The following is a 22,854-nucleotide window of genomic DNA, read 5'->3' on the forward strand; positions in this document are numbered from 1 at the left end:
ATACCTTACAAATTATTTCCGTAGCTAAGGCTATGCAAAGCATTCGCGGCGTTTTATAATGTCAAAGCAACTTCGCTTCTAAAGTCCCATTTTATAGTAGATTTGGTATTATTTGTAACCGATTTCTTCCGTTAATGGAATTTTACTTTTGGCAAAATTTCCTGTTCCAAACGCAATTTCTCTGCCTTTTTCATCTACGAGAATACTTTCTGCCACAAACAAGTTTCGCGATTTGAATTTCAATGTTCCTGTAGCAGTAATCACACCTTTACTAACAGGTCGAATAATGTTGATATTGAAGGAAGTTGTTAAGACAAACGCATCTTTTACAATAGAATTTACAGCGAAAAAAGCGGCATCGTCCAAAAGCTTGAAATATACCGAACCGTGAATTGCGCCCAACGCATGAAAATACTTTGGATCAATCGTCATTTTAATGATTGCTTTTTCGTCTTCAACCATCATTTCGGTACTTTCATAAAGTTGCGTATTCATATTTGACGTTAAATACATACGCACTAATTTTTGGTAATGTTCCATTGTATAAAATTAGTGATTTTTATAATGAACTAGCTAATGAAATTAAACCCATGCTTTCGGGTTTTTTAGTACTTCAATCAACTTCGCTTCTTCCGTTCCTTCTTCTGGATGATGATTGTATTTCCATTGAACCGTTGGCGGTAAACTCATTAAAATACTTTCAATACGTCCGTTGGTTTTGAGTCCGAAAAGTGTTCCGCGATCGTGCACCAAATTGAATTCTACATAACGTCCGCGACGTACTTCTTGCCAATTTTTATGCGCTTGCGTGTATTCTAAATTTTTACGACGTTCTACAATTGGCACATAACTTTTCAAGAAACTATTTCCTATTTCAGTGACAAAGTTATAACGATCTTGCATTGAGAATTCTTCGGTTTCTTTTAGGTAATCAAAGAACAATCCGCCAACACCACGTGCTTCATTTCTGTGTGCATTCCAAAAATAATTGTCACAGGTTTCTTTGAATTTTGGATAGAATTCTGGATGGTGTTTATCACAAGCCGTTTTACAGATGGTATGAAAGTGTGTGGCATCTTCTTCAAATAAATAATATGGTGTCAAATCTTGTCCGCCACCAAACCATTGTGTTACGATGTTTCCTTCTTCATCATACATTTCAAAATAACGCCAATTGGCATGAACCGTGGGAATGAACGGATTTTTTGGATGTAAAACTAAGCTCAATCCACAGGCAAAAAAATCACCTTGTTCAACCTTAAAGTTTTTGCGTAAAGCTTCGGGAAGTTCGCCGTGAACTGCCGAAATATTTACGCCACCTTTTTCAAAAATTGCTCCGTTTTCAATAACACGTGTTCGTCCGCCACCACCTTCTGGACGTTTCCAAAGGTCTTCTTGAAATGTTGCTTTTCCATCAATTGCTTCTAATGTTGTGGTAATTTTGTCTTGTAATTGATGAATATAGTTTAGAAAAAGGTCTTTCATTTGGTTTATTTTAAGGAGCAAAGATAACACCAATATTGTTTAAAGTAAACTAAATAATTTGTGATGTATACCTTTTAGAAATCACTGATTTCATCAAAATCTTCTAGTTTTTTATCTTCATCTAAAAGACAAATTCCATCCGCCGCAGTAGATTCTGAAAGAACTGCTACACAATCTATTTTTGTTTTTTCCTTGGTTTCATTCCAACATTTAGACACAAAATCTGTTAATAATGCCACTTCTGTATCATAAAATTCAGAGTCGTCGTAAAATAGGTCTTCTCCAGTTTTCTCTGTCAATTTTAGTTCATACCAAATTGTATCAAAAATTTGATGGAGCAATCTATTTAAATCGCCAGTTTCTTCTAAGCATAAATCACCAAATTTATCGAAGTCATATTCGTGATATGGTTCAATTATAAGTGAAAAATATTGTAATACATAGTAATGTACAGAATAGATTTTTGTAGTCTTTTTTGAAGGTTTATTTAAGTGCAAATCAGAAGTTTGCGCCTTATGAAACATGTTCAATATTTCATCTTTTTTGGGATGAAGTACAAATTCTGGGTAAATTTTTTCCCAATGGAATAGCATTAAATCATAGATTTCATCGAATAAAGTGACTCGCAAAGGAGATTTTTCTGTTTCCAATTCATTTTCTTTTAGCGCTTCCACTAATGACCCGTAAACTTCATTGACAAATTTCCAATGTTTACGTATTAATTCAGATTTTACATCAAAGTCTTCAATGTTGTACATGGTGTGTTTTTAATAATTTTGATTAGCTTTTGTGCGCACCTAATACTATAATAGAAGTTTATTGTTTTTGATTACACAGAAGTTGGCGATTGATTTTTACTAAATTTTTCAGGATGTAATTCCTTTAATGTTGTTATTGTAGAAGCTACGACAGATAATGGCAATACAATTAAAATTCCTACAAAAGGAATTAATAGGATAAGCATAAAAACGATTCCATTACCAATCGCAATTCCTCGATGTTTGCGCACAAATTCGACGCTTTTTTTATATGAAAAGTAACGTTCTAGCGTGTAATCCATGTTTCCAAATCCTGCGTAATAGGCTTGTACTAAGAAGATAAGAAACACAAAAATAATTCCAATTAGCGGAATAAAACTAAAGATAAAGAGTGGAATAATCCACAATATTTCCACTATTAAGTTTCGTGCATTTAGTCGAATTCCTCGTGCCAATGCAGAAGTTTGCGCTCTGAGTCCCGAACTTTGCTTGTACACACTTCCTAGAAGGTATTTTTCTACTTTTTCAGAAACAGGACTCATAAACGGCGAAACGATTGCCATGAGCGTATGCTTAAAGATGACAATTCCTAAAGCAATTACAATTAATCCACCAATAATATGACTAATAGTAGTTACCGTTTCTTTTCCCCACGAAAATCCCCAAATATTGGCAATAAAGTTTCCAATATTGTCCGATAAACCATAGGCAATAAAAAGAATAACCACACCCAAAATAAAACTGATGATGACAGGAACAATAAAATATCCCCATAAGTTTAGTTTTTTAAGTAACGTAAAAGCTTTAAAGTAAGCTTGAATGCCGTTAAATATATTTTTTATCATAATAGTCTTTCAAAATGTAAAACGTCCATAATATTTCCATGAAAATCTTCATGTCCGTCTTTGATACGTTTGGTCAGTGTAAAGTTAAATTTTTCTGCGATACGCAAACTGCTAGGATTATCTTCTCCATTGCGAAGTACAGCTTTTTTTAAGTGTAATTCTTCTTTACAATAGGCAATCAGCTGTGTCATTCCTTTAGAAATAATTCCTTTGCCTTCGTGGTTTTCATCTATGAAATAGGCAAATTCACAAACTTTTTCTTGCCAATCTATTTTTTTAATGATGAGCAATCCGATGGGCAATTGCGTAGTGTTTTCAACAATTTTAAAGGTATAATTTTCCTTGGCGGAAGCTTCTCTCATTTTCGTTGCAATATAGATTTCTGTAGCAACTAACGAACAATTTTCTTTGGCAGTAATTGGAAAATATTGATGCAATCGTTTGGCATTCGCCTGAATCAATTCAAAAAGCGAATTTTTATCTTTTGGCGCTAAAAGTGCTATAAAAAATGACGAATGCATGTAATTTTATTTTCGTCACTAAGTTAAAACAAAAAAGCCATTATTCTCACAACAAGAATAATGGCTTTTGCAATTGTATTTTATTTTTAAAGATCAAATCCTACAGAAAACATCCAAACGCGGTTTTTGGGACTTCCATCGTCATAAATATCGCCCAAACCTAAGTGGTAACGTGCGCTTAGTGAAATTCCAGAATTCGTTTTGAAACCTGCACCAAAATTCACTCCGTAATCAAAGCTATTTGGCTCAAATTCCTGAGTTGTATCAAACAAATTGAAATTGCTGTCAAATTCTTCTTTATGAGAAATGGCAACACCAACTTGCGGACCAACTTCCAAGAAAAAGTTGTCTCCCAAATATCCTTTTAACATTAAAGGCAAGTTGATATAATCTAGTTTTTGCGTAAACGTTCCGCCATTTGCTTCAATTTCATATCCTTGTTGCGAGTATAAAACTTCTATTTGCAATGCAATGTTTTCATTTAAAAATGATTCGCCATAAAAACCAAGGTGAAAACCGCTACGATCTCCTGTTTCTGCATCACCATCAAAGCTAACGGCAGCCAAATTGTAACCACCTTTTATTCCGATGTTTGCTGTTTTTTTAGCGACATCTTGTGCATTTCCTGCCTGAAAAGCCAATAAAATAATTCCGATTGTTAAAAATAATTTCTTCATGTTGTAATTGTTTTTGTGTTTTTATTGATTGAATTGTAATTTTTTTGTGTTGTTACCTTCCTTCGTTTGCTTGCAAATCAGCAATACATTGTGCGTCTAATTGTGGTGCGTTTCCGCCAGAAACCATATTGGAAATTCCTGCGCCAGTTTCGGCAGACCAAAACATTAGGCAAGTATCTACATCACAATGTTTTGGATGTGCTGCATCTTCATGATCGCTTTGCAATGGTGTTCCTAAATTGGTCAAACCTAACAAATGTCCAAACTCGTGTGTAATGACTGTGGTTTCTAAAATAGTTCTATTTGGTTCAAATGGTTCATCACTCAATTCCTGAATGGTTTGCTCATAAATTACAAACGAAGTGTTTCTGTATGCCGTTCCCAACACAACACTATTTCCTGAATTGCTTTCGGAAGGAGCATCTGCAAAAAATGCCCAAATTACAACTTCGTTTTCTGTATTGTAATTCATACGGTGTGTTTCTTCAAGTGCCACAACATCTTCAATGGTATACGAGGTATTTCCAGGTGCTTCAATAGCGGTCAATGTTGTGCTAATTCCATCTGGTTTAAACGTACGTTGTTGTAAAAAAGTAGTAAAATTATTTATGGCAGTTTGTGAAGGTTCAAAGCCTTGTACGTATACAATTTCTACAGAAAGACGTGTGTAAGTATTGTCAGATAAAATATCATTGGCAGAGCTTCCAACCGCTTGTTGATTGGCTACCATAGGATTTGTCGGTGTTGTTCCATTTCCGTTATTTTCTTCCGAATCACTAGAGCAGGCGATGAATGATAAAATGACAATATAAGGGAATATTTTCTTTAACATATTAATGTTTTTCAAAGGTGTAAAATTATAAGATACTCAAATTTTTATTAACTCATTCAAGATTAATTGTTATCTCAAAAACGAACAATTGCCAACGAATTGACAATTGTTCTACCATAACATATACGGCAAATTGGGGGAAATTGGATTTCTTATATTTGAACAAACGTTAATGTGATTGCACTATTTACCGTACTTTGTAAAGAAATTGTTGTTTCTGATGCACTTACTACTTCCCACGTTTGATTGAGTAATTCGAAAGAAGCATTTCCTGAAAAATTCAATGTTAAAAACACTTCCGTTTCTGAAGTTACTTCGTAAGTTCCTTCTACATCTTCAATTGTATTGTCTACGGTATTTTCTGCCTCAACGGTTAAGTCGTTTGCAAAATCGATAGTAAAATCTGCGTATGTATTTGCTGTATCAACTCCAGCATCAATAAACGATTCTACTCTAAACGTTCCTTCTACCAAGATTTCTTCTAGCGTATCTGCATTGTCATTTGCTTCATCTTCCATGTCTTCAATATCTAAACAATCTTCTAAGCTATTTTCAAATTCTGAGTCGCTATTAATGGTTACTGTTGTTTCATCGTTTAAAATTACGGTAATTGGGTAACTGATTGAGTATGATTCGTCGTCATCTAAATTTTCAACAAAGTTGTATAATTCTTCTTCAGACTGTATTGTTAAACTTCCTGTTTGATTTAAAGATGCATCATAGTTTAAAATTACCATTGGAAATTGAATATCAACACATGAAATGGCGTCTTGTGCGGTGTTTTGAGCATCTTCACAAGCATCAATTAATGCGTCGTATTCTGCTTCGTTGGTTACGGTTACTTCTGTGTAATCGCTCAACATTACGCTAATTGGAAACTGAAATTCCACATCGTCGTCATCAGTATTAAATTGTCCGATAATATCTAATACCAATTGATAATCAGATTCCGAAACAATGGTTACTTGTGTTCCGTTTACGTTTGCCGTTACAGGTAATAGTATTGCTGAACATGAAGTATCGTCTAAAAAATCATCAAAAGAACCATCAAACATAGAAGCGCGTTCTAAATTTAAAGTTGTCATTGAGTTTGCTGTATTGGTTGTTACATTCGGATTTGGATTTTGTCCGTTTTCAGAATCAACTTCATCTTGACAAGAAGTGAATAAGGCAAATGATACGATAAATGCTGTGATTAGTTTTAAATTTCTCATAATAGTCGTTTTTGTATTTTAATATTTTTTTAGTTCGTAAAGAATTCTTTTTCGTTATTTCGCCCTTAAGACAACACAGAAATAATTTACCCTATGATTTTTTTAAATTTTTTCTAAAAAATTTTTAAAACACTGAAAATCAGAAAATTAAAATACATTAAAAAATCATACTTTTGTAAAAGTAAAAATCTAAAAGAGAATATATGCAATCGGAGCACGGAAGTTTATGTGATGAGAGTTCCTTCAATAATTTTTATGCTACCTACCTGCAAGCTGCCAGCAATTTTGCTTTTTATAAAAGCGGAGACAAAGCGAGTGCTATGGATATCATCCAAGAAGCTTTTGTAAAAGTTTGGGAGAACTGCGCAAAAATTGATCCTTCAAAAGCAAAGACTTATTTATTTACAACCATTAACAATACGTTTTTGAATGTGGTAAAACATCAAAAAGTAGTATTAAATTATGAAAAGACAGCTTCGTATATGGATCGGACGAATCAAGATCCTGCTTATATTATGGAGGAAAATGAATTTAAACAAAAACTCCAAAATGCGATTGCCGATTTAGACGATAAAGAACGCGAAGTATTTTTACTCAGTAGAGTAGAAGGCAAAAAATATAGAGAAATTGCCGAATTGCTAGACATTTCTCAAAAAACTGTGGAAAAACGCATGTCGCTCGCTTTGAAAAAGTTACGCGCAAAAATAGAAGGATTGTAAAATTTTCATTTTTTCGTAGGGTAAAATGAAATAGAGTTGTCTTACCCTTGACAAGCAATTATGGACAAAGAAAAAGACATATTAAAATGGTTTAACGGAGAACTTTCAGACGAAGAAATAAAAAATCTTCAAGCGTCTGAAGGATTTGATACGTTTGAAAAAATTCGCTTTTACAGTGAACAATTTGACGTGCCAAAACGTGATGTCGCTGCTTCATTAGAAGATTTTAAACAAAATTATCGCTCCAAAGCAACTAAAGAAAAAACTCCAGAAACAAAAATTAGAAAACTCAATTTGAGCATGTTCTATAAAGTCGCTGCTGCGGTAGTACTTTTAGCAACACTTTCATACTTCATGTTTTCAAACAATATGTATACGCTTGAAACTTCTGTGGCACAAAACAAACAAATTTCCTTGCCAGATGGTTCGGAAGTAACCTTAAATGCAGGTTCAAAATTAGCGTACAATAAAAATTCTTGGAAAAACGAACGCAATCTTGAATTGGAAGGAGAAGCCTTTTTTAAAGTAGCTAAAGGAGAAAAATTTACGGTACAAATGGACGAAGAATCCGTTCAAGTTTTAGGAACGCAATTCAATATTAAAGATCGAGAAAATTACTTCGATGTACAATGTTTTGAAGGAAAAGTGCGTGTGACTTTCACTAACGGAGAAACCATTTTGACCAAAGGAAAAGCATTTCGCATGCTCAAAGGAAAAAAAGGCTATGTTTATGATATTGTAGACGAAAAACCTTCTTGGATGCAACAAGAATCAAGCTTTAATGAAGTGCCGCTTTCGGAAGTTATTGAAGAATTAGAACGTCAATATGATATTAAAATTAAAACAGAAAATGTAAATGTTTCTCAATTATACACAGGAACTTTTACACATACCAACAAAGAATTGGCGTTACAATCGGTAGCAATTCCGTTGCGAATGGAGTACAAAATCAATGAAAACGAAGTGATATTTTATCATAATGGCGACAAGTAAAAAGTACGTTTACATACTGTTTTTTGCGATCTGTCATTTGCTATCAGCGCAAAACAGTCAAGAAAAACAATTGTTGAAAGACATCATTACGTCGCTTGAAAAAAAGCACGATGTCAAGTTTTCGTATGCAGTTGAAGATTTAGGAACGCTTTCCATTACGCCACCAAAAGATATACTTACATTACAAGAAGCGATTGCGTATTTAAACGCACAAACATTACTCAATTTTAAGATGTTGAGCGAGCGTTATGTAACGGTTTCTACAGTAAACAAAAAGATTGCTATTTGTGGATATTTAAAAAATGCCGAAACCAACGAACCTCTTTTTGGTGCAACCATTGCAGTTGTGAATGAAGCACGCGGAAGTACAACCTCTGTAGATGGAAAATTTACGCTTGATGAAGTTTCTCCTGAAGCCAAAATTTTAATTTCTTACATAGGATTCAATTCAGAATTTTTTCAGGCAAAAGAACTTTTTACTACGGGAAATTGTCGTACAATCAATTTGCAACCAATTCGGGAAGATTTAGAAGAAATTGTCATTACCAAATACTTAACCACAGGATTGCAAAAAGTACTTGACGGAAGCACCGTTTTGAATACGGAAGAATTCGGAATTCTTCCCGGACAAATAGAACCTGATATTTTACAATCCATTCAAGCGTTGCCTGGTGTAGAAAGTTCGGATGAAAGTATTGCCAATATCAACGTTCGTGGTGGTACAAACGATCAGAATTTGATGTTGTGGGATGGAATAAAAATGTATCATTCTGGGCATTTTTTCGGATTGATTTCTGCGTATAATCCATACTTAACAGAAAAAGTAACGGTAACCAAAAACGGTACAAGTAGCGAATACAGTGATGGCGTTTCTAGTACAATTAAGATGGAAACCAAAAATAACATTACCAATACATTTTCAGGCGGTTTCGGATTCAATTTGATTAGTGCCGATGCTTTTTTGCAAGTTCCCATCACAGAAGATTTAGAAGTACATATTTCTGCACGTCGTTCGTATACTGATGTATTCAACACACCAACGTACGATCAATATTTTGACCGAAGTTTTCAGGATAGCGACATCAATACCAACAACACGATCAATCAAGCAGAAACATCTTCGGACTTTGTTTTTCACGATTATTCGGCTAAAATTTTGTACGATTTCAATAAAAATCATCAGTTTCGACTCAGTTTTATCAGTATTGACAATCAGTTGGATTATATGGAAAGTACGGTAAATACTTCCAATGAAGCGTCATCACGCATAAGCGAACTGAATCAGCGAAATATTGGCGCAAGCGGACATTGGAAAGCTTTTTGGGGTGATAAATTGACTACAGAATTTTCAGGCTTTTACTCTACTTATGAAGTTGATGCGGTAGATTATACCGTAGAAACCGATCAGGAATTGGCGCAACGAAATGAAGTGATTGAAACTGGTGTAAAACTAAAAGCGTTGTATGAGATAACAGACGAAATTCAATTGCGTAGCGGTTATCAGTTTAACGAAATTGGAATTTTAAACAGAACGCGTGTAAGTCTGCCATTTTTTGACCGCATAAAAAAAGATGTATTGTGGAATCATTCATTTTTCGCTGAAGCGGAATATTACAAAGAAAATACCTTTGTGCGTGTTGGTGCGCGAGCGACTTATTTTCAACAGTTTGATGAATTCCGTTTAGAACCGCGTATTAACATTCGACACAAAATATCCAATCAGTTTTCGGTAAAAATGTTGGGCGAATTTAAAAACCAAACCGCGACACAAATTGTAGATTTTCAGGACGATTTTTTGGGTGTGGAAAATCGCCGTTGGATTTTGGCAAATAATGAAGATATTCCGATTGCGAAAAGTATGCAAGGTTCGGCAGGAATTGAATTTAATCACAATAATTTTTTGATTGATATTACTGGTTTTTATAAGAATATTGACGGAATTACGACTGCGGGACAAGGTTTTTACAACGGATTACAATTTGTAGATGCTACAGGAAGTTATCGTTCGTATGGCGTTGAATTTTTAGCCAATAAAACTGCCGATTTGTACAGTGCTTGGATTAGTTATACGTATAGCAAGAACGAATATACTTTTGACCAATTTACACCTGCAACTTTTCCCAATAATGTAGATGTACGTCATTCGGTATCAGCTGCTTTTAATTACGAATTGATGAAGGATTTAAAAGTATCGCTTGGCGGAATTTGGCGTTCAGGAAGACCATTTACACAACCGGTTGCTGGAAACGAAACGGTGCAAAACGGAAACTTCACGCAGGTCAATTACGACGAACCAAACAGTAGTTTTTTGGACGATTTTAAACGCTTGGATGCTTCTGTGAGTTATGCATTTAACATTCACAACAACATCAAAGGAACATTGAAAGCTGGCGTATTAAACATTACCAATCAGCGAAATGTGATTAATCGTTATTACGAAGTAGATTCAGAAGATACTTCTCGCGCAAAGCGTATTGACAATGTTTCTTTACGCATGACACCGAATGTGAGTTTTCGGGTGCGGTTTTAGATTTAATTTTCAAGAAAATTGATTACGTAAAACTAAAAATAAAAAATCCGTTGTTTTTTTACGCAACGGATTTAATTCTTGATCTGTATTTTGAAACTTCGCGTTTACTTCGACTGCGCTTAGCACAAAGTTTTAACGGATTTACTTGTGAGATGCTGAAAAGATACTGAATCAAGTTCAGCACAAGAGTTCAGCATGACGAATAAGAGCGAAGCGCGTCTAAAAACGTTATTAATACGACAATTTAAAAGTTTGGAAATGTATCAATTAGTTTCAAACAATACTCAAATTTGTTTTAGAAACGCATTTAAAATTTAAAACACAGCATTTAACATTTTATATAAAATCAAACAATGATCTCAGAAACAACCTTGAATCATTGAATTATTAAATCCTTTAATTGAGCAAACCGAACCTAAGAGCAATTGACCAAAGTCTAATAAGTTACGCTTTATACTCTTTTACCGCGTCAATAAAAGCTTTGGCATTGTCTAACGGAATGTCTGGTAAAATTCCGTGTCCGAGATTTACGATGTATTTGTCTTTTCCGAATTCGTTAATCATTTGGTGTACCATTTTTTTGATTTCCGCTGGTGGCGAATATAAACGTGTTGGATCAAAGTTTCCTTGAAGCGTGATGTTTCCACCAGATAAGTAGCGTGCATTTCTTGCTGTACATGTCCAATCGACACCTAATGCCGCTGCATTTGATCGTGCCATTTCTTGAAACGCAAACCAACAACCTTTTCCATAGGCAATTACTGGCGCATCATCTTTGAGTGCTTCAATGATTTGGTTGATGTATTGCCAAGAAAATTCTTGATAATCAGTTGGCGATAACATGCCGCCCCAAGAATCAAAAACTTGTACGGCATTGACTCCAGCTTTTACTTTTTCTTTTAGATAAGCAATGGTTGTATCTGTAATTTTTTGCAATAGTTGATGTGCCGCTACAGGATTTGTAAAGCAGAATTTCTTTGCTTTGTCAAAGTTTTTACTCCCTTGACCTTGTACGCAATAACATAAAATTGTCCAAGGTGAACCTGCAAAACCGATCAACGGAATTTCGTCGTTGAGCAATTCTTTTGTGGCTTTGATAGCTTTGTATACGTAGTCTAATGCTTCAGGATCTGCAACAATAACATTGTCAACATCTTTTTGCGTTCGTACCGGATTTGGTAAATATGGACCAAAATTCGGTTTCATTTGCACTTCGATGTTCATCGCTTGCGGAATGACCAAAATATCTGAAAATAGAATTGCAGCGTCCATTCCGTAACGGCGAATAGGTTGCACTGTGATTTCACTTGCCAACTCAGGTGTTTGACAACGTGTGAAAAAGTCGTACTTCCTTTTAATTTCCATGAATTCTGGTAAATATCTTCCTGCTTGGCGCATCATCCAAACAGGCGGACGTTCTACCGTTTCTCCTTTTAAAGCTCTTAAAAATAAATCGTTTTTTAGCATATTCTTTTTAAGTTTTGAGCTGTTAGTATTGAGTATTGAGAAAGTTTATAGCTCGTTACTAATATCTCATTTTTAGTTTTTATTTTAAAGTACTTCTCGACTGGGCTCGAAGTGACGTTTTGGTTATTTTAGAGTTCAGAGTTTACATTAATAAAGTCTCAATACTCACTATTCAAATCTTGCAACTAATTTTTACTTCATTTTACGAAATGTCAAACTCATTCTTCCGTTTTCGGTGTCTGATTTTGGAATTGCGTGTTGCCATTCGTCTTGTATTTCATTGGTCATGTATATAAATGAACCAGAAGGTAATTGGAAGTCTTTTGTAACTTCTTGGTTTTTAATATTTCGAAATCTTAATGTTCGGGTTTCTCCAATAGAGACAATTCCAACACCTGTATTTTCAACTAATATATCTGTTTGATCAGAATGAAAACCCATACGCGATTTGCCATCTAAATAATAATTAATCAAGCAATTATTAGGAGCAAAGTTGAGTTCTTTCTCGATGAGATATACAACTTCTTGTATTTCTTTAATAATTGGTTGATATGGATAACTAATTTGAGAATAATTGTATGCCTTACCAAAACTCGCAGTTTTTCTAGCTGCCATGCGCTGATCCCAGTTTACATTGTTTTTTAAAAATTTAAACAATATTTCTGGTCGCTCAATAAAATTCTCTATGTATGTTATTCCGTTCATTATTTTCTTTCATTTCGACTCCGCTCAATGTGCAGAAAATTACTCGAAGTGACGTTTTGGTTGTTTTAGAATTAAGTATTTATTTTGATAGTTCTCAATACTCAATTCTAACATCTTAAATCTAACGAGCATACTGCGAGTTCACCAACTCAATCACACTCTCAACAGTTGGGAGTTTTGCAACGCGAACGTCTTCAAAATGCTGTCTTGCTTCTTTGGCAGTTGTTTCACCAATACAATATGCAATTCCTTTGGCTTTGTTTGCTGATATGTAACTTTTTACCGTTGATGGACTGTAAAACATGACGCCTTCAATTCCATCTTGAAGCTTTTCAGCGTCCAATATGGTTTTGTACGCGTGTACTTCTGTAACTTGTATATGATTTTCTTCTAGAATTGTTGGCAATGCATCTAAACGGATGTCGCTACAAAAATACGTTACCGTAGTTCCTTCCATGTATTCTACTAAATGTTCGGCAAGTAGTTTAGAGTTTCGTGCCGATTTTGCTACAGGACCAATTTTTTGCTCAATGAGTTTTTTGGTTCTGCGTCCAACACAGTAAATGTTTTGAAATTGTAATTCTTCCGAAGAAAAGTTTTGCACTAACGCTTCTACCGCATTTTTACTTGTAATTACCACATTTTTAATTGGTTTTCGAACTACTTGTGGCTTGATTCTATTCAAACTAATTTTGATGAAATCGCTACTTTCTGAGACAATTTTATCGTTGAAAAGTTGTCGTTGCGCTTCTGTCAAAAGTTTAGTAGAATATACATTGATTTGCTTTCCAGCATTTTTAATATCGTCCATCAAGCGTTTTCCGCCACGTTCAATGATGTAGTTTGAACAGTATTCGGCTAAGTCGTGATGTTCGCCTAGTTTTTCGTAACGCGTCACATAGATTCGCTTTGTTCCGTCTGTACTTAATAATACACCTTCAAGCGTAACTACTTCGTCTTTTATGTAGGCAATTGCTCCAATTGGCGCTGTACAACCACCTTCTAGTAAGTTTAGAAATTTACGTTCTATCGAAGTGCATATTTCTGTTTCTTCATGATTGATTTCTGCACAAATAGCACGAATTTCTTCATCAGCTTCTAAAGCAGTAATCATAATAGCTCCTTGTGCTGGCGCGGGAATCATCCATTCAAGATTAACAGATTCTTCTGGTCGTAAACCAATACGTCCCAATCCAGCGGCAGCGAATATAGCACCATTCCAATGCTCCGTATCTGCTAGCTTTTGCAAACGTGTGTTTACATTTCCACGTAAATCTTCAATGGTATGTGTTGGATATCTGTGGAGCCATTGTGCTTTTCGGCGTAAGCTTCCAGTAGCAATTACGGCGTTGCGTTGCGATAAAAATTCTTCGTTGTTTTTGAAGACTAAGGTATCGCGTACATTTCCACGTTTTAAAACTGCTGCTTGTACAATTCCTTTTGGTAATATTGTAGGAACATCTTTTAGTGAATGCACCGCAATATCGATGTCATTGTTGAGCATCGCAATATCGAGCGTTCGTGTAAATATTCCGGTGATTCCGAGTTCGTATAGTGGTTTGTCTAAGACTAAATCGCCTGTAGCTTTTACGGGAACTAATTCGGTTTTGTGACCTAAAAATTCAAGCTGTTCTTGTACTACTTTAGCTTGCCACAATGCGAGTTCACTATCTCTAGTCCCGATTCTGATGCGTTTACTCATAGTGAGTTATTTTCCAATTGAAATACTTTTTGTATCAATGCTACACTTTCTTCTGAAGTTGTGTTTTCATCTTTGAGATGATTGGCGAATTGTGTAGTTATTTTTTGAATGATTCTGTTGCTGATGATTTCTGCTTGCGATTCGTCGAAATCACTGAGTTTCTTACGTTGAAAATTGATTTCAGCATTTTTCATCGCCGTGAGTTTTTGCTTCAACGCTTTGATCGTTGGTGCAAATTTTCGCGTTTCCAACCAAGCTGTAAATTCCGTTTTTACTTCATCAATAATAATTTCTGCTTTTGGAATGTGCGCTTTTCTTCGTTCTAGAGTTTCATCGGTAATTTGCGATAACGCATCTAAATGAACTAAAGTGATGTTGTCTAATTCTTTGACATCGCGTGAAACATTTTCAGGAATCGACAAGTCTAAGATGAGTAATTCTTTATCGGTAGGAAGGTCTTTTTTAGAAACCGTTGGCGTTTGTGCGCCTGTTGCTACAATGAGAACGTCTGTATTTTGAATTTCTTCATTGAGTTTTACGTAATCTTTTACGACCAAGTTGAATTTCCCTGCAATTTTTTCTGCTTTGTCTTTGGTACGATTGATAAGCGTAATGTGATTGTTTTTGGTGTGTTTTACCAAATTTTCACAAGTGTTTCTACCAATTTTACCTGTTCCGAAAAGCAAAATATTTTTTTCGGGCATGTTGGCAACATTTTTTAGGATGTATTGTACTGAAGCAAAAGCGACAGATGTTGCGCCCGAAGATATTTCTGTTTCGTTTTTGATACGTTTGCTCGCCGTAATTACTGCATTTACCAAACGTTCCATGAAACCGTTTATCAATCCTACTTTTTGTGAATTTTTGAATCCTTTTCGCAATTGCGAGATGATTTCAAAATCTCCTAGAATTTGACTGTCTAATCCTGTACCAACTCTAAAAAGGTGTGAAATGGCATCTTTGTTCTTATGAACGTAGGCTACTTCTTGAAATTCTTCGACACTTCCGTTAGAATTGTCACATAATAATTTGATGAGTTGATAAGGATGTTGTGCAAAACCGTAGATTTCAGTTCTGTTACAGGTCGAAATAATCAACGCGCCATCGCCAATTTCATTATCTTTGATTGTTGAAAGAATGGAAGCTTTTGCAGTATCTGCTAAACTAAATTTTCCACGAATGTGCGCATCTGCTTTTTTATAGCTCATGCCTACACAGTAGAAAGAATTATGTTTTGAAATATTGTATTGCTTCATGGGAATCTTAAAATCGTTAACAAAAGTATCATTCAACGAGAAATAAAAATAACGCTTAAAGGACTTTTTATAACGCTACAAGTTTTTTATGATAAATATCATGAAAAATTTATGAAAAGTTGTAGTTTTATAGCAAAATAGGGCTTTTTAGGCTATTTAACATAGAATGATTCTAAATAAGATCAAAACGAGTATTTCGATTTATGGAAGAAAAAAATATCGCTCAAAGTACTTTTAAAGAGACTCAAGTAGAGGAAGGTTTTTATATTTTGAAACTTCAAAAAGAGAGTGATGATACACAGCAACTTATCCGCGAAATTGACAGTAGTTTTATACAATTTCATTTTTGTGTGAAAGGACATTGCAAGTTCAATTTTAATAATGGACGTTATGCTTTTGATGTGAAAGATGAACATGCGTTGTTGTTGTACAATCCGCAAACAGATTTGCCAATTAATGTAGATGTAGCACCAAAAACGTGGTTGATTTCTGTGTTGATTCCCATAAAAAAGTTTCATTCTTTGTTTTCTACTGAAGCCAATTATATTCACTTTTTGGATGCCGATAAGAAAGATAAAAAGTATTACGATAACAAGAAAATAACGCCAATGATGGCTGTTGTGCTGAATCAGATGTTGAGTAATAATATGCACAAATCGATCAAGAAATTGTATTTAAAAGGAAAGGCTTATGAGTTGTTGAGTTTGTATTTTAATAGAAGTGAAGATGCTGATATTGAGCAATGTCCGTTTTTGGTGGATGAAGATAATGTACTAAAAATTCGTCGAGCAAAAGATATTATTATCGCCAATATGGCAGAACCGCCAAGTTTGCAAGAATTGGCAAATGAAGTTGGTTTGAATATTAAGAAACTGAAAGAAGGCTTTAAGCAAATTTATGGCGATTCGGTATTTAGCTTTTTGTTTGATTATAAGATGGAATACGCGCGTAAATTGCTCGAATCAGGAAGTTATAATGTAAATGAAGTTGGTCATAAAGTCGGTTATAGCACGGCAAGTCATTTTATTGCGGCTTTTAAAAAGAAATACGGAACGACGCCGAAGAAGTATATTTTGTCGAGTGCAGGATGATTTTAGGTTCGCTTCACTTCGACTCCGCTCAGTGCGAGCGCTCAGTGCAAGCGCTTTTAGGTTCGCTTCGCTTAATTCAAAGATTTAAAATTTAATGATTCAAGGTTGTTTCTAACACTATTTATAAATAAATTCCTTTGATATTTTCAATTAAAAGTTTGATTATGGAATTTTGGTATCGCTTTCGCTCAAAGTATATTGGTATTTTAGTTTGAATTTCCAATAACTCTTAGAACTTGACTAATACCAAATACCCAAAAACTAATACCTGAAATTCAATGATTCAAGGTTGTTTCGATTTTAGAAACTTTGGGTTTAGACTTGCTACGCTTTTAGACTTGTTTCTGCGTCGCAAAAACCGCTTAGAACGCTTTGCTTTTAGAACTTTTCTTAACTTACTAAAACTTTTTCAATCGTAAAATTCACTAGAATTGACGATTTTTATCAAAATGCACAACGGGTTAATTGATACATTTTCAAATTTTCAAATTGCTACATTAGTTAGACTGGCTATGCTTTTAGATTTTAGATGTACTTTGTTTTGGTATTTTGATCGTGAAACTATGTTATCTTTTTAAACTCAGCGAGAAAATCTAATATACTAACAATCTAATAAGTCTAAGTAAATCTAAGTTGTCTAGAAAAATCATCTTCTTCCACTGACACGTTTTCGTTTTTTATATTTTACCAATTCGACAATGTTTTCAAACATTTCATCTTCAATTTCGTCACCATAAATTCGTTCGCCACTGTAATTTTTGGTTGTTGCATACGCTTTTGTATTTAATGTCGGCTTTTTGATGAAAGCAATATGGTATAATTTACTTCGCGTGCTGTATCGGTTTTCTTGTGTTACTTTGAAAAAGTAAATTTCAATTTCGCCATCTTCATTGGTAATGTCAATTGTTTTGATGAATTCGATCGTGTCTTCTTCTTCGTCCAATCCAATACGACTGGTCAATCCTGCTTGTGCATAGCGTTGTTGTGTTTTTAGAGAATCGGGCACAATAGATAGTTTGTCTTTTTCTGCTAGTTTCCACAAAGAAGAAGCCAATGCTTTTTCTTTGAAGATTGTTTTTTCTTTGAGTTCTTCAGGAATCATTTCGTCGTTTTCGGCTAATAAAGCTAAGTAGGTTGTCAATGCCGATTTTGCATCTGTTTTGATGAGTTTGCTAAAGAAATCTTTGATTTTTTTGTCTTTTCGAAAAGGAAATAACAATTTTACATAGGTTTCCAACGCTGTACTACTTTTGTAATTGTACGATGATGATTTTCCTAAGTTTCGCTTGATTTCGATTTTAGCATCATTCAACAATTGATTTTTGTATTTTTTGTAGCTTTTTGGCTTTAATAAACTACTATCGGTTAATTGCGTTAATAGTTGATAAATTGGCGTTTTATATTCTTGAATACTCGAATATTGAAGCAATTCTGGAAACAATTCTTTTTTGAGTGCTAAGTTGTCTTTTCCCGTTTTAAATAATCTGCTTGTTCCTCTTGAATCTAGCGGAAAATCTTTTTCTAACAACTTTAAAACCATTTTATACGACGCTTCGTCTTTTTGCTGTAAGAGCGATTTTAATATCGCAGTTTGCGTTTTTGGTTTGTCATACGCTTTTATATATAATTGTTGAAAGAATGGATGAATCCTGTCGTTTTCAAGCTTTCCTAATGATGAAATTAGATAGTTTTTGATGTTTTCACGATCTTCAGGAAAATCATGTTCGTTTAATAAAGAAATGATCGTGTTGGCATGTTTGTCATCAAACTTAATTTTTGCATACGCTTTGAGTACAATACTGTCATTATTTTTGATGCCATCAAAGAAAATATCTGTTTTATCGGCAAATACATCTTTACCAAGTAACGTATCTTTTGGTGTAAATGTATCGTAAAAATTCTTTACAAATTCAGAACGTTCGGCAATAGAATCTTCCAACGTAGACAAGCTGAATAAAACACCTTGTTTTAAGATATTTTTTCGGTACACACGTTTGGCACTTGCCGTGTCACGCAGTATGTATGTACTTGTATATATATCATTTTCATGCTCGTATTTTTTATCTTCAATCACAAATTTATATTCGTAATTGCGTTCTATAGCATTTCGTAAACTGTCAATATTATGAAACATTTGCAAGTCGTGATATTTCATGCGTTGTACAAACACTTTTTCATTACTTTTTGAGGTGTATGAAATGTATTTTTTCTCCTGATCGTACGCTTTTTTATCTATTTTGTATCTTCCGTAAGAGCGAACTACAGGTTGTTTGGTATTGGTCAATACCGAAAAATGGAGTGAAGTATCTACTACCGTTTTGAACTTTTTGTATTTTGGTGTTTTGAGTTTGAACGACTTAAAATAGTTGTTTTTCTTTTCATCTGAATCACCAATATAACCAAGCAAATAATAGCTTTCGTCTTTAACAATAGTTTTTAGGTGAATTTTCTGTTGCGTTACGGTATCAATAATTGCAGAAGATTCATAACTCGTGTATTTATAATCGACAAAATTGCCGTCAATCTTCTCAATGTCTAGTTTTTTGTAGAAATTATCGTGAATGTAACTAGCTTCAAACGCATCTTCTTCAATATAACTTACATCATTATTAAAGACTTCTTTAAAGAAAAAGTATTCGCCATTTACCTCAGCTTGCAACAGTTTGTTTCCTGCATTTTTTGTGTTGTCAGAAATAAAATTAGAAGGAAATAAAAATTCGTATTTATTATACTCAGAAGTATAGGTTTTGAACTCGTTTTCGGTAGAACGGAATTTGAGTGAGCCAAATATTTCCTGTTCGTATTGCAATACAAAGTCTTTCTTTCCACCAAATTTGATGATAATCATTTCCAACGGCGTTTTGTAAATGTGATATTTTTGATAATCGCCTTTTTTGGTTTTATTGACAATGCTAAATCCTGGATACGGACTTGTCAATGTTTTTTTAGAAATAATATCGCCTGGAATATCTTCGTATAATAATGGATCAATTTCTTCAAGCGTAATTTTTTCTTCGTTTGGCAAATGATCGTATGTATTCAATCGAGAAATGGTCAAATAAGCACCATTTGTCATGTCGGGCGCTAAATAAAATTTTTGATCTTTATAGACGAATTCTCGAAGTTCATCAAAAGTTTTTATGGTGATAAAACCATCTGGTGTGCTATACGTATTTAAATAAGGTTTTACATATAAATCTTCCAATGCTACTTTGGCTTTGAGTGCAAACTCTGTCTGTTTTGAAGTCAATGGTTTTACGGTATAACCACGATCTTCCAACATTTGAAGCATGCCTTTTTCGCCAGCCAAATGCGCGGCTCCAACACCTGCAAAAACGGTTTTGTGTTGCATTAACGAATCCATCACAATGACCATATTTTCATTGCGTTTAAACAACATATTTTCACGATAATAGTTAGTGTTTACTGCGGCTCCAATAGAATCTAGCAAATCGATATTTCGATCTCGGTATACATCTTCTTGAACGGTATATCGGTTTTTATTTTTAAATTTTTTCTGAACCCATTCATCTGCTTTTTTCTTTCGGACATTGTAGGCTGCGCGCGATGTTAAAAAACGTGATTCTTCGATGTCTTCTAAGCTTATGATAGGTTTGTTATTCTTTTTTCCAGCTTGATAGATAAACATATCCAAATACGTTTCTTCCTCAAAATCATCTGCGCCAGCTTGTTTTCTGTATAAATATCCGTTAATGATTCTATTGTCAAATCGGATAATACGTCGAACCGTTTCTTTCTTTGAAAATTGCGGGTTAAAGCTTCGATTGTAAAAATTTCCGCCACCATACGATGGAGCAGAAATATTATTCATACTTTCATAATTGTGCGCCAACCAAGTTGTTGGGTCAGATTCTAAAGCAACTGTTTCAGCTTCTTCCAACGCTTTAAAAAATACATCATCTAAGCGAAACGCAACTTTTTTGCTCACGTGCATGGTTCCGTATAAATAGGAAGGTTTTTCCATGCCGTTTCCAGAAATCTCCCAAAGAAGACTTTGTTTATTTTCTTGTGATAAAAGGAGTGATGTGCAGCACAGAAATAGTAGTGAAATATATACTCTCATAAAGAAGTCAAAATTTTAATGGTACTCGTGTAATCGGTAATTTTTTAACAATGTACTAAAGATATGAATTCTTTCATGTTAATAGAATCATAATGCGTAAAAAAGCCTTTTAAATGAGTGTATAGACATTTCCTATGATTCCCTATTTATTTATTGAAGATAGAGTCGTATTTTTGTAATTCTCAAAAAAGAAAACAAATGAAAGGTGTATTACTGATTAATCTTGGCTCACCTGATAGCCCAAATCCTAAAGATGTAAAAAAATATTTAGGCGAATTTTTAATGGACGAACGCGTAATTGATGTTCCAAAATGGCTTCGTACTTTTTTAGTAAAAGGAATTATTTTGAATACGCGACCAAAAAAATCTGCAAAAGCATATCAAAAAATCTGGTGGGATGAAGGTTCGCCGCTCATCATTATTTCAGAACGTTTTCAGAAAAAAGTGCAAGAACGCGCCAAAGTTCCTGTAGCGTTAGGAATGCGTTATGGTTCTATGAGTATTCAAAAAGGATTGCAAGAATTACATGACCAAGGTGTTGATGAGGTTTTGGTAGTGCCATTGTATCCACATTACGCAATGTCTTCTACAGAAACAGTTATTGAAAAAACGAAAGAAGAACAGCAAAAGCATTTTCCAAATATGGAATTGACTATCGTGCCTTCTTTTTACAATCATCCAGATTATATCCGCGTACTTTCAGAAAAAATAAAAGAAAATTTAGAAGGTGTCGATTACGATCACATTCTATTTTCATATCACGGAATTCCCGAAAGACATATTCGCAAAACAGATCCGACAAAATCACACTGTAAAATTGATGGAAGTTGTTGCAATACACCTTCAAAAGCACACGAATTTTGTTATAGACATCAATGTTTTGAAACCACCAAATTGGTTGCCGAATATTTAAATCTTCCAGAAGGAAAATATAGCGATTCTTTCCAATCGCGCTTAGGTGGCGATCCTTGGTTAAAACCGTATACTGATAAAGAATTTGAGCGTTTTCCAGAAGAAGGAAAGAAAAATTTAGTGGTTATCACGCCTGCATTTGTCGCTGATTGTTTGGAAACGCTAGAAGAAATTGCCATGGAAGGTGAAGAAGAATTTAAAGAAGCTGGCGGAGAAGAATACAAGCATATTCCGTGTTTAAATGACGATGATGCTTGGGTAAAAGTAATGACACGTTGGATTAACGAATGGAGTGTAGCTAAAGCAGAAGTAACTGCCTAATGGCAAAAAATAAATCTGCCGAACTTGGCATTGCGCCTATTGGAAAATTGCTGATTTCGCAAGCATTGCCTGCGTCTATAGGAATTTTAGTCATGTCTTTAAATATGGTCGTTGATACCATTTTTGTAGGACAATGGATTGGTCCTATGGCAATCGCAGCCATCACGGTAGTCATTCCACTTACGTTTTTAATTGCTTCCATTGGAATGGCAATTGGTGTTGGTGGCGCATCCATAATTTCGAGAGCTTTAGGAAAGGAAGATCACGACAAAGCACAACGTACGTTTGGAAACCAAATTGTGATGTCGTTAGGATTGGCGGTTTTCTTCGTAATCGTCGGATTGATCTTTAAGGAAGAAGCCTTAGCACTTTTTGGTGCAAAAGGTAAAATTCTCGCTCCTGCGGAAATATACTATGTCATTGTCATGTATTGTATTCCGTTTTTGGCACTTTGTATGACGGGAAATCCTGTAGTTCGTGCCGAAGGAAAGCCAAAATTTGCCATGGTAGCGTTGATTCTTCCTGCTATTGGAAACATTTTTTTTGATTACTTATTTATCAATGTGTGGGATATGGGAATGGCAGGTGCCGCTTGGGCAACGTCTATTTCATACTTTATCTGTTTTCTATTTATCTATTGGTTTTTCTTTTCAAAATACAGTGAACTCAAAATACGATTGCGTTGTTTTAAGTTAGAACACGCAATTGTGAAAGAAATTACAGAATTAGGTGGCGTTACCTT

The 22,854-nt window shown here is 34.5% G+C and carries 19 protein-coding genes; 6 read left to right on the plus strand and 13 right to left on the minus strand.

What is annotated here, in order from left to right; translation table 11 throughout:
* Window positions 1-108 precede the first annotated feature (108 nt).
* From KAOT1_RS17040 to KAOT1_RS17075, 8 genes are all read right to left on the minus strand, one after another.
* Window positions 109-540 (minus strand): PaaI family thioesterase, encoded by a 432-nt coding sequence (locus tag KAOT1_RS17040; protein WP_007096118.1) that lies wholly within the window; start codon window positions 538-540, stop codon window positions 109-111.
* A 42-nt stretch (window positions 541-582) separates the two neighbouring features.
* On the minus strand, window positions 583-1,485 hold the full coding sequence (hemF, locus tag KAOT1_RS17045) for an oxygen-dependent coproporphyrinogen oxidase (RefSeq protein ID WP_007096119.1): 903 nt from the start codon (window positions 1,483-1,485) through the stop codon (window positions 583-585).
* Between the two features lie 74 nt (window positions 1,486-1,559).
* On the minus strand, window positions 1,560-2,243 hold the full coding sequence (locus KAOT1_RS17050; RefSeq protein WP_007096120.1) for a hypothetical protein: 684 nt from the start codon (window positions 2,241-2,243) through the stop codon (window positions 1,560-1,562).
* A 71-nt stretch (window positions 2,244-2,314) separates the two neighbouring features.
* On the minus strand, window positions 2,315-3,088 hold the full coding sequence (locus KAOT1_RS17055; RefSeq protein ID WP_007096121.1) for an EI24 domain-containing protein: 774 nt from the start codon (window positions 3,086-3,088) through the stop codon (window positions 2,315-2,317).
* Window positions 3,085-3,609, minus strand: a complete 525-nt coding sequence (locus tag KAOT1_RS22110; protein WP_007096122.1) for a GNAT family N-acetyltransferase — start codon at window positions 3,607-3,609, stop codon at window positions 3,085-3,087. Before KAOT1_RS22110 ends, KAOT1_RS17055 begins: the two co-directional genes overlap by 4 nt.
* Before the next feature lie 86 nt (window positions 3,610-3,695).
* The gene (locus tag KAOT1_RS17065; RefSeq protein ID WP_007096123.1) at window positions 3,696-4,286 is read right to left on the minus strand and encodes a porin family protein; all 591 of its coding nucleotides are present in this window, start codon (window positions 4,284-4,286) and stop codon (window positions 3,696-3,698) included.
* A 52-nt stretch (window positions 4,287-4,338) separates the two neighbouring features.
* Window positions 4,339-5,118 (minus strand): hypothetical protein, encoded by a 780-nt coding sequence (locus tag KAOT1_RS17070; RefSeq protein ID WP_007096124.1) that lies wholly within the window; start codon window positions 5,116-5,118, stop codon window positions 4,339-4,341.
* 152 nt (window positions 5,119-5,270) lie between these two features.
* Entirely contained in the window at window positions 5,271-6,332 is a 1,062-nt protein-coding gene (locus KAOT1_RS17075) for a hypothetical protein (RefSeq protein WP_007096125.1), read from the minus strand.
* Between the two features lie 203 nt (window positions 6,333-6,535).
* Here KAOT1_RS17075 and KAOT1_RS17080 point away from each other — a divergent pair, with 203 nt between their 5' ends.
* Genes KAOT1_RS17080 through KAOT1_RS17090 form a run of 3 tightly spaced genes read left to right on the plus strand, consistent with a single transcriptional unit; the run spans window position 6,536 to window position 10,574 of the window.
* The gene (locus tag KAOT1_RS17080; RefSeq protein ID WP_007096126.1) at window positions 6,536-7,051 is read left to right on the plus strand and encodes an RNA polymerase sigma factor; all 516 of its coding nucleotides are present in this window, start codon (window positions 6,536-6,538) and stop codon (window positions 7,049-7,051) included.
* A gap of 60 nt (window positions 7,052-7,111) precedes the next feature.
* On the plus strand, window positions 7,112-8,044 hold the full coding sequence (locus tag KAOT1_RS17085) for a FecR family protein (RefSeq protein WP_007096127.1): 933 nt from the start codon (window positions 7,112-7,114) through the stop codon (window positions 8,042-8,044).
* On the plus strand, window positions 8,031-10,574 hold the full coding sequence (locus KAOT1_RS17090; protein WP_007096128.1) for a TonB-dependent receptor: 2,544 nt from the start codon (window positions 8,031-8,033) through the stop codon (window positions 10,572-10,574). The genes KAOT1_RS17085 and KAOT1_RS17090 overlap by 14 nt, the downstream gene beginning before the upstream one ends.
* A 444-nt stretch (window positions 10,575-11,018) precedes the next feature.
* Here KAOT1_RS17090 and hemE read toward each other — a convergent pair whose 3' ends face one another.
* The 4 genes from hemE to hemA all read right to left on the minus strand — a co-directional run bounded on the left by hemE (window position 11,019) and on the right by hemA (window position 15,704).
* Window positions 11,019-12,041, minus strand: coding sequence for a uroporphyrinogen decarboxylase (gene hemE, locus KAOT1_RS17095; protein ID WP_007096130.1), 1,023 nt, complete (start codon window positions 12,039-12,041; stop codon window positions 11,019-11,021).
* A 192-nt stretch (window positions 12,042-12,233) separates the two neighbouring features.
* Window positions 12,234-12,746: an alpha-ketoglutarate-dependent dioxygenase AlkB gene (locus KAOT1_RS17100; RefSeq protein WP_007096131.1), complete on the minus strand. Its 513-nt coding sequence runs from the start codon at window positions 12,744-12,746 to the stop codon at window positions 12,234-12,236.
* 121 nt (window positions 12,747-12,867) lie between these two features.
* Window positions 12,868-14,448: a hydroxymethylbilane synthase gene (gene hemC / locus KAOT1_RS17105; RefSeq protein WP_007096132.1), complete on the minus strand. Its 1,581-nt coding sequence runs from the start codon at window positions 14,446-14,448 to the stop codon at window positions 12,868-12,870.
* Entirely contained in the window at window positions 14,445-15,704 is a 1,260-nt protein-coding gene (hemA, locus tag KAOT1_RS17110; protein WP_040559644.1) for a glutamyl-tRNA reductase, read from the minus strand. The genes hemC and hemA overlap by 4 nt, the downstream gene beginning before the upstream one ends.
* 203 nt (window positions 15,705-15,907) lie before the next feature.
* Between hemA and KAOT1_RS17115 the strand changes: the two genes are divergently transcribed.
* Window positions 15,908-16,795: a helix-turn-helix transcriptional regulator gene (locus KAOT1_RS17115; protein WP_007096134.1), complete on the plus strand. Its 888-nt coding sequence runs from the start codon at window positions 15,908-15,910 to the stop codon at window positions 16,793-16,795.
* 646 nt (window positions 16,796-17,441) lie between these two features.
* Here the strand turns inward: KAOT1_RS17115 and KAOT1_RS17120 are convergent.
* Complete coding sequence (locus KAOT1_RS17120; RefSeq protein WP_040559645.1) at window positions 17,442-20,879, minus strand: TraB/GumN family protein; 3,438 nt, start codon at window positions 20,877-20,879, stop codon at window positions 17,442-17,444.
* Window positions 20,880-21,077: 198 nt separating this feature from the next.
* Between KAOT1_RS17120 and hemH the strand changes: the two genes are divergently transcribed.
* Together hemH and KAOT1_RS22410 are read left to right on the plus strand one after the other, a co-directional pair.
* Window positions 21,078-22,112 (plus strand): ferrochelatase, encoded by a 1,035-nt coding sequence (hemH, locus tag KAOT1_RS17125; RefSeq protein ID WP_007096136.1) that lies wholly within the window; start codon window positions 21,078-21,080, stop codon window positions 22,110-22,112.
* Window positions 22,112-22,854 (plus strand): MATE family efflux transporter (locus tag KAOT1_RS22410; RefSeq protein WP_007096137.1); only part of this gene is annotated, 743 nt, incomplete at its 3' end. The genes hemH and KAOT1_RS22410, both read left to right, overlap by 1 nt.

Source organism: Kordia algicida OT-1, assembly GCF_000154725.1.
Taxonomy (GTDB): domain Bacteria; phylum Bacteroidota; class Bacteroidia; order Flavobacteriales; family Flavobacteriaceae; genus Kordia; species Kordia algicida.

Bases quoted from the DNA above. Each gene is read 5' to 3' on its own strand.
- KAOT1_RS17040 (WP_007096118.1), bottom strand. From the start codon at position 540: ATGGAACATTACCAAAAATTAGTGCGTATGTATTTAACGTCAAATATG.
- hemF (WP_007096119.1), bottom strand. From the start codon at position 1,485: ATGAAAGACCTTTTTCTAAACTATATTCATCAATTACAAGACAAAATT.
- KAOT1_RS17050 (WP_007096120.1), bottom strand. From the start codon at position 2,243: ATGTACAACATTGAAGACTTTGATGTAAAATCTGAATTAATACGTAAA.
- KAOT1_RS17055 (WP_007096121.1), bottom strand. From the start codon at position 3,088: ATGATAAAAAATATATTTAACGGCATTCAAGCTTACTTTAAAGCTTTT.
- KAOT1_RS22110 (WP_007096122.1), bottom strand. From the start codon at position 3,609: ATGCATTCGTCATTTTTTATAGCACTTTTAGCGCCAAAAGATAAAAAT.
- KAOT1_RS17065 (WP_007096123.1), bottom strand. From the start codon at position 4,286: ATGAAGAAATTATTTTTAACAATCGGAATTATTTTATTGGCTTTTCAG.
- KAOT1_RS17070 (WP_007096124.1), bottom strand. From the start codon at position 5,118: ATGTTAAAGAAAATATTCCCTTATATTGTCATTTTATCATTCATCGCC.
- KAOT1_RS17075 (WP_007096125.1), bottom strand. From the start codon at position 6,332: ATGAGAAATTTAAAACTAATCACAGCATTTATCGTATCATTTGCCTTA.
- KAOT1_RS17080 (WP_007096126.1), top strand. From the start codon at position 6,536: ATGCAATCGGAGCACGGAAGTTTATGTGATGAGAGTTCCTTCAATAAT.
- KAOT1_RS17085 (WP_007096127.1), top strand. From the start codon at position 7,112: ATGGACAAAGAAAAAGACATATTAAAATGGTTTAACGGAGAACTTTCA.
- KAOT1_RS17090 (WP_007096128.1), top strand. From the start codon at position 8,031: ATGGCGACAAGTAAAAAGTACGTTTACATACTGTTTTTTGCGATCTGT.
- hemE (WP_007096130.1), bottom strand. From the start codon at position 12,041: ATGCTAAAAAACGATTTATTTTTAAGAGCTTTAAAAGGAGAAACGGTA.
- KAOT1_RS17100 (WP_007096131.1), bottom strand. From the start codon at position 12,746: ATGAACGGAATAACATACATAGAGAATTTTATTGAGCGACCAGAAATA.
- hemC (WP_007096132.1), bottom strand. From the start codon at position 14,448: ATGAGTAAACGCATCAGAATCGGGACTAGAGATAGTGAACTCGCATTG.
- hemA (WP_040559644.1), bottom strand. From the start codon at position 15,704: ATGAAGCAATACAATATTTCAAAACATAATTCTTTCTACTGTGTAGGC.
- KAOT1_RS17115 (WP_007096134.1), top strand. From the start codon at position 15,908: ATGGAAGAAAAAAATATCGCTCAAAGTACTTTTAAAGAGACTCAAGTA.
- KAOT1_RS17120 (WP_040559645.1), bottom strand. From the start codon at position 20,879: ATGAGAGTATATATTTCACTACTATTTCTGTGCTGCACATCACTCCTT.
- hemH (WP_007096136.1), top strand. From the start codon at position 21,078: ATGAAAGGTGTATTACTGATTAATCTTGGCTCACCTGATAGCCCAAAT.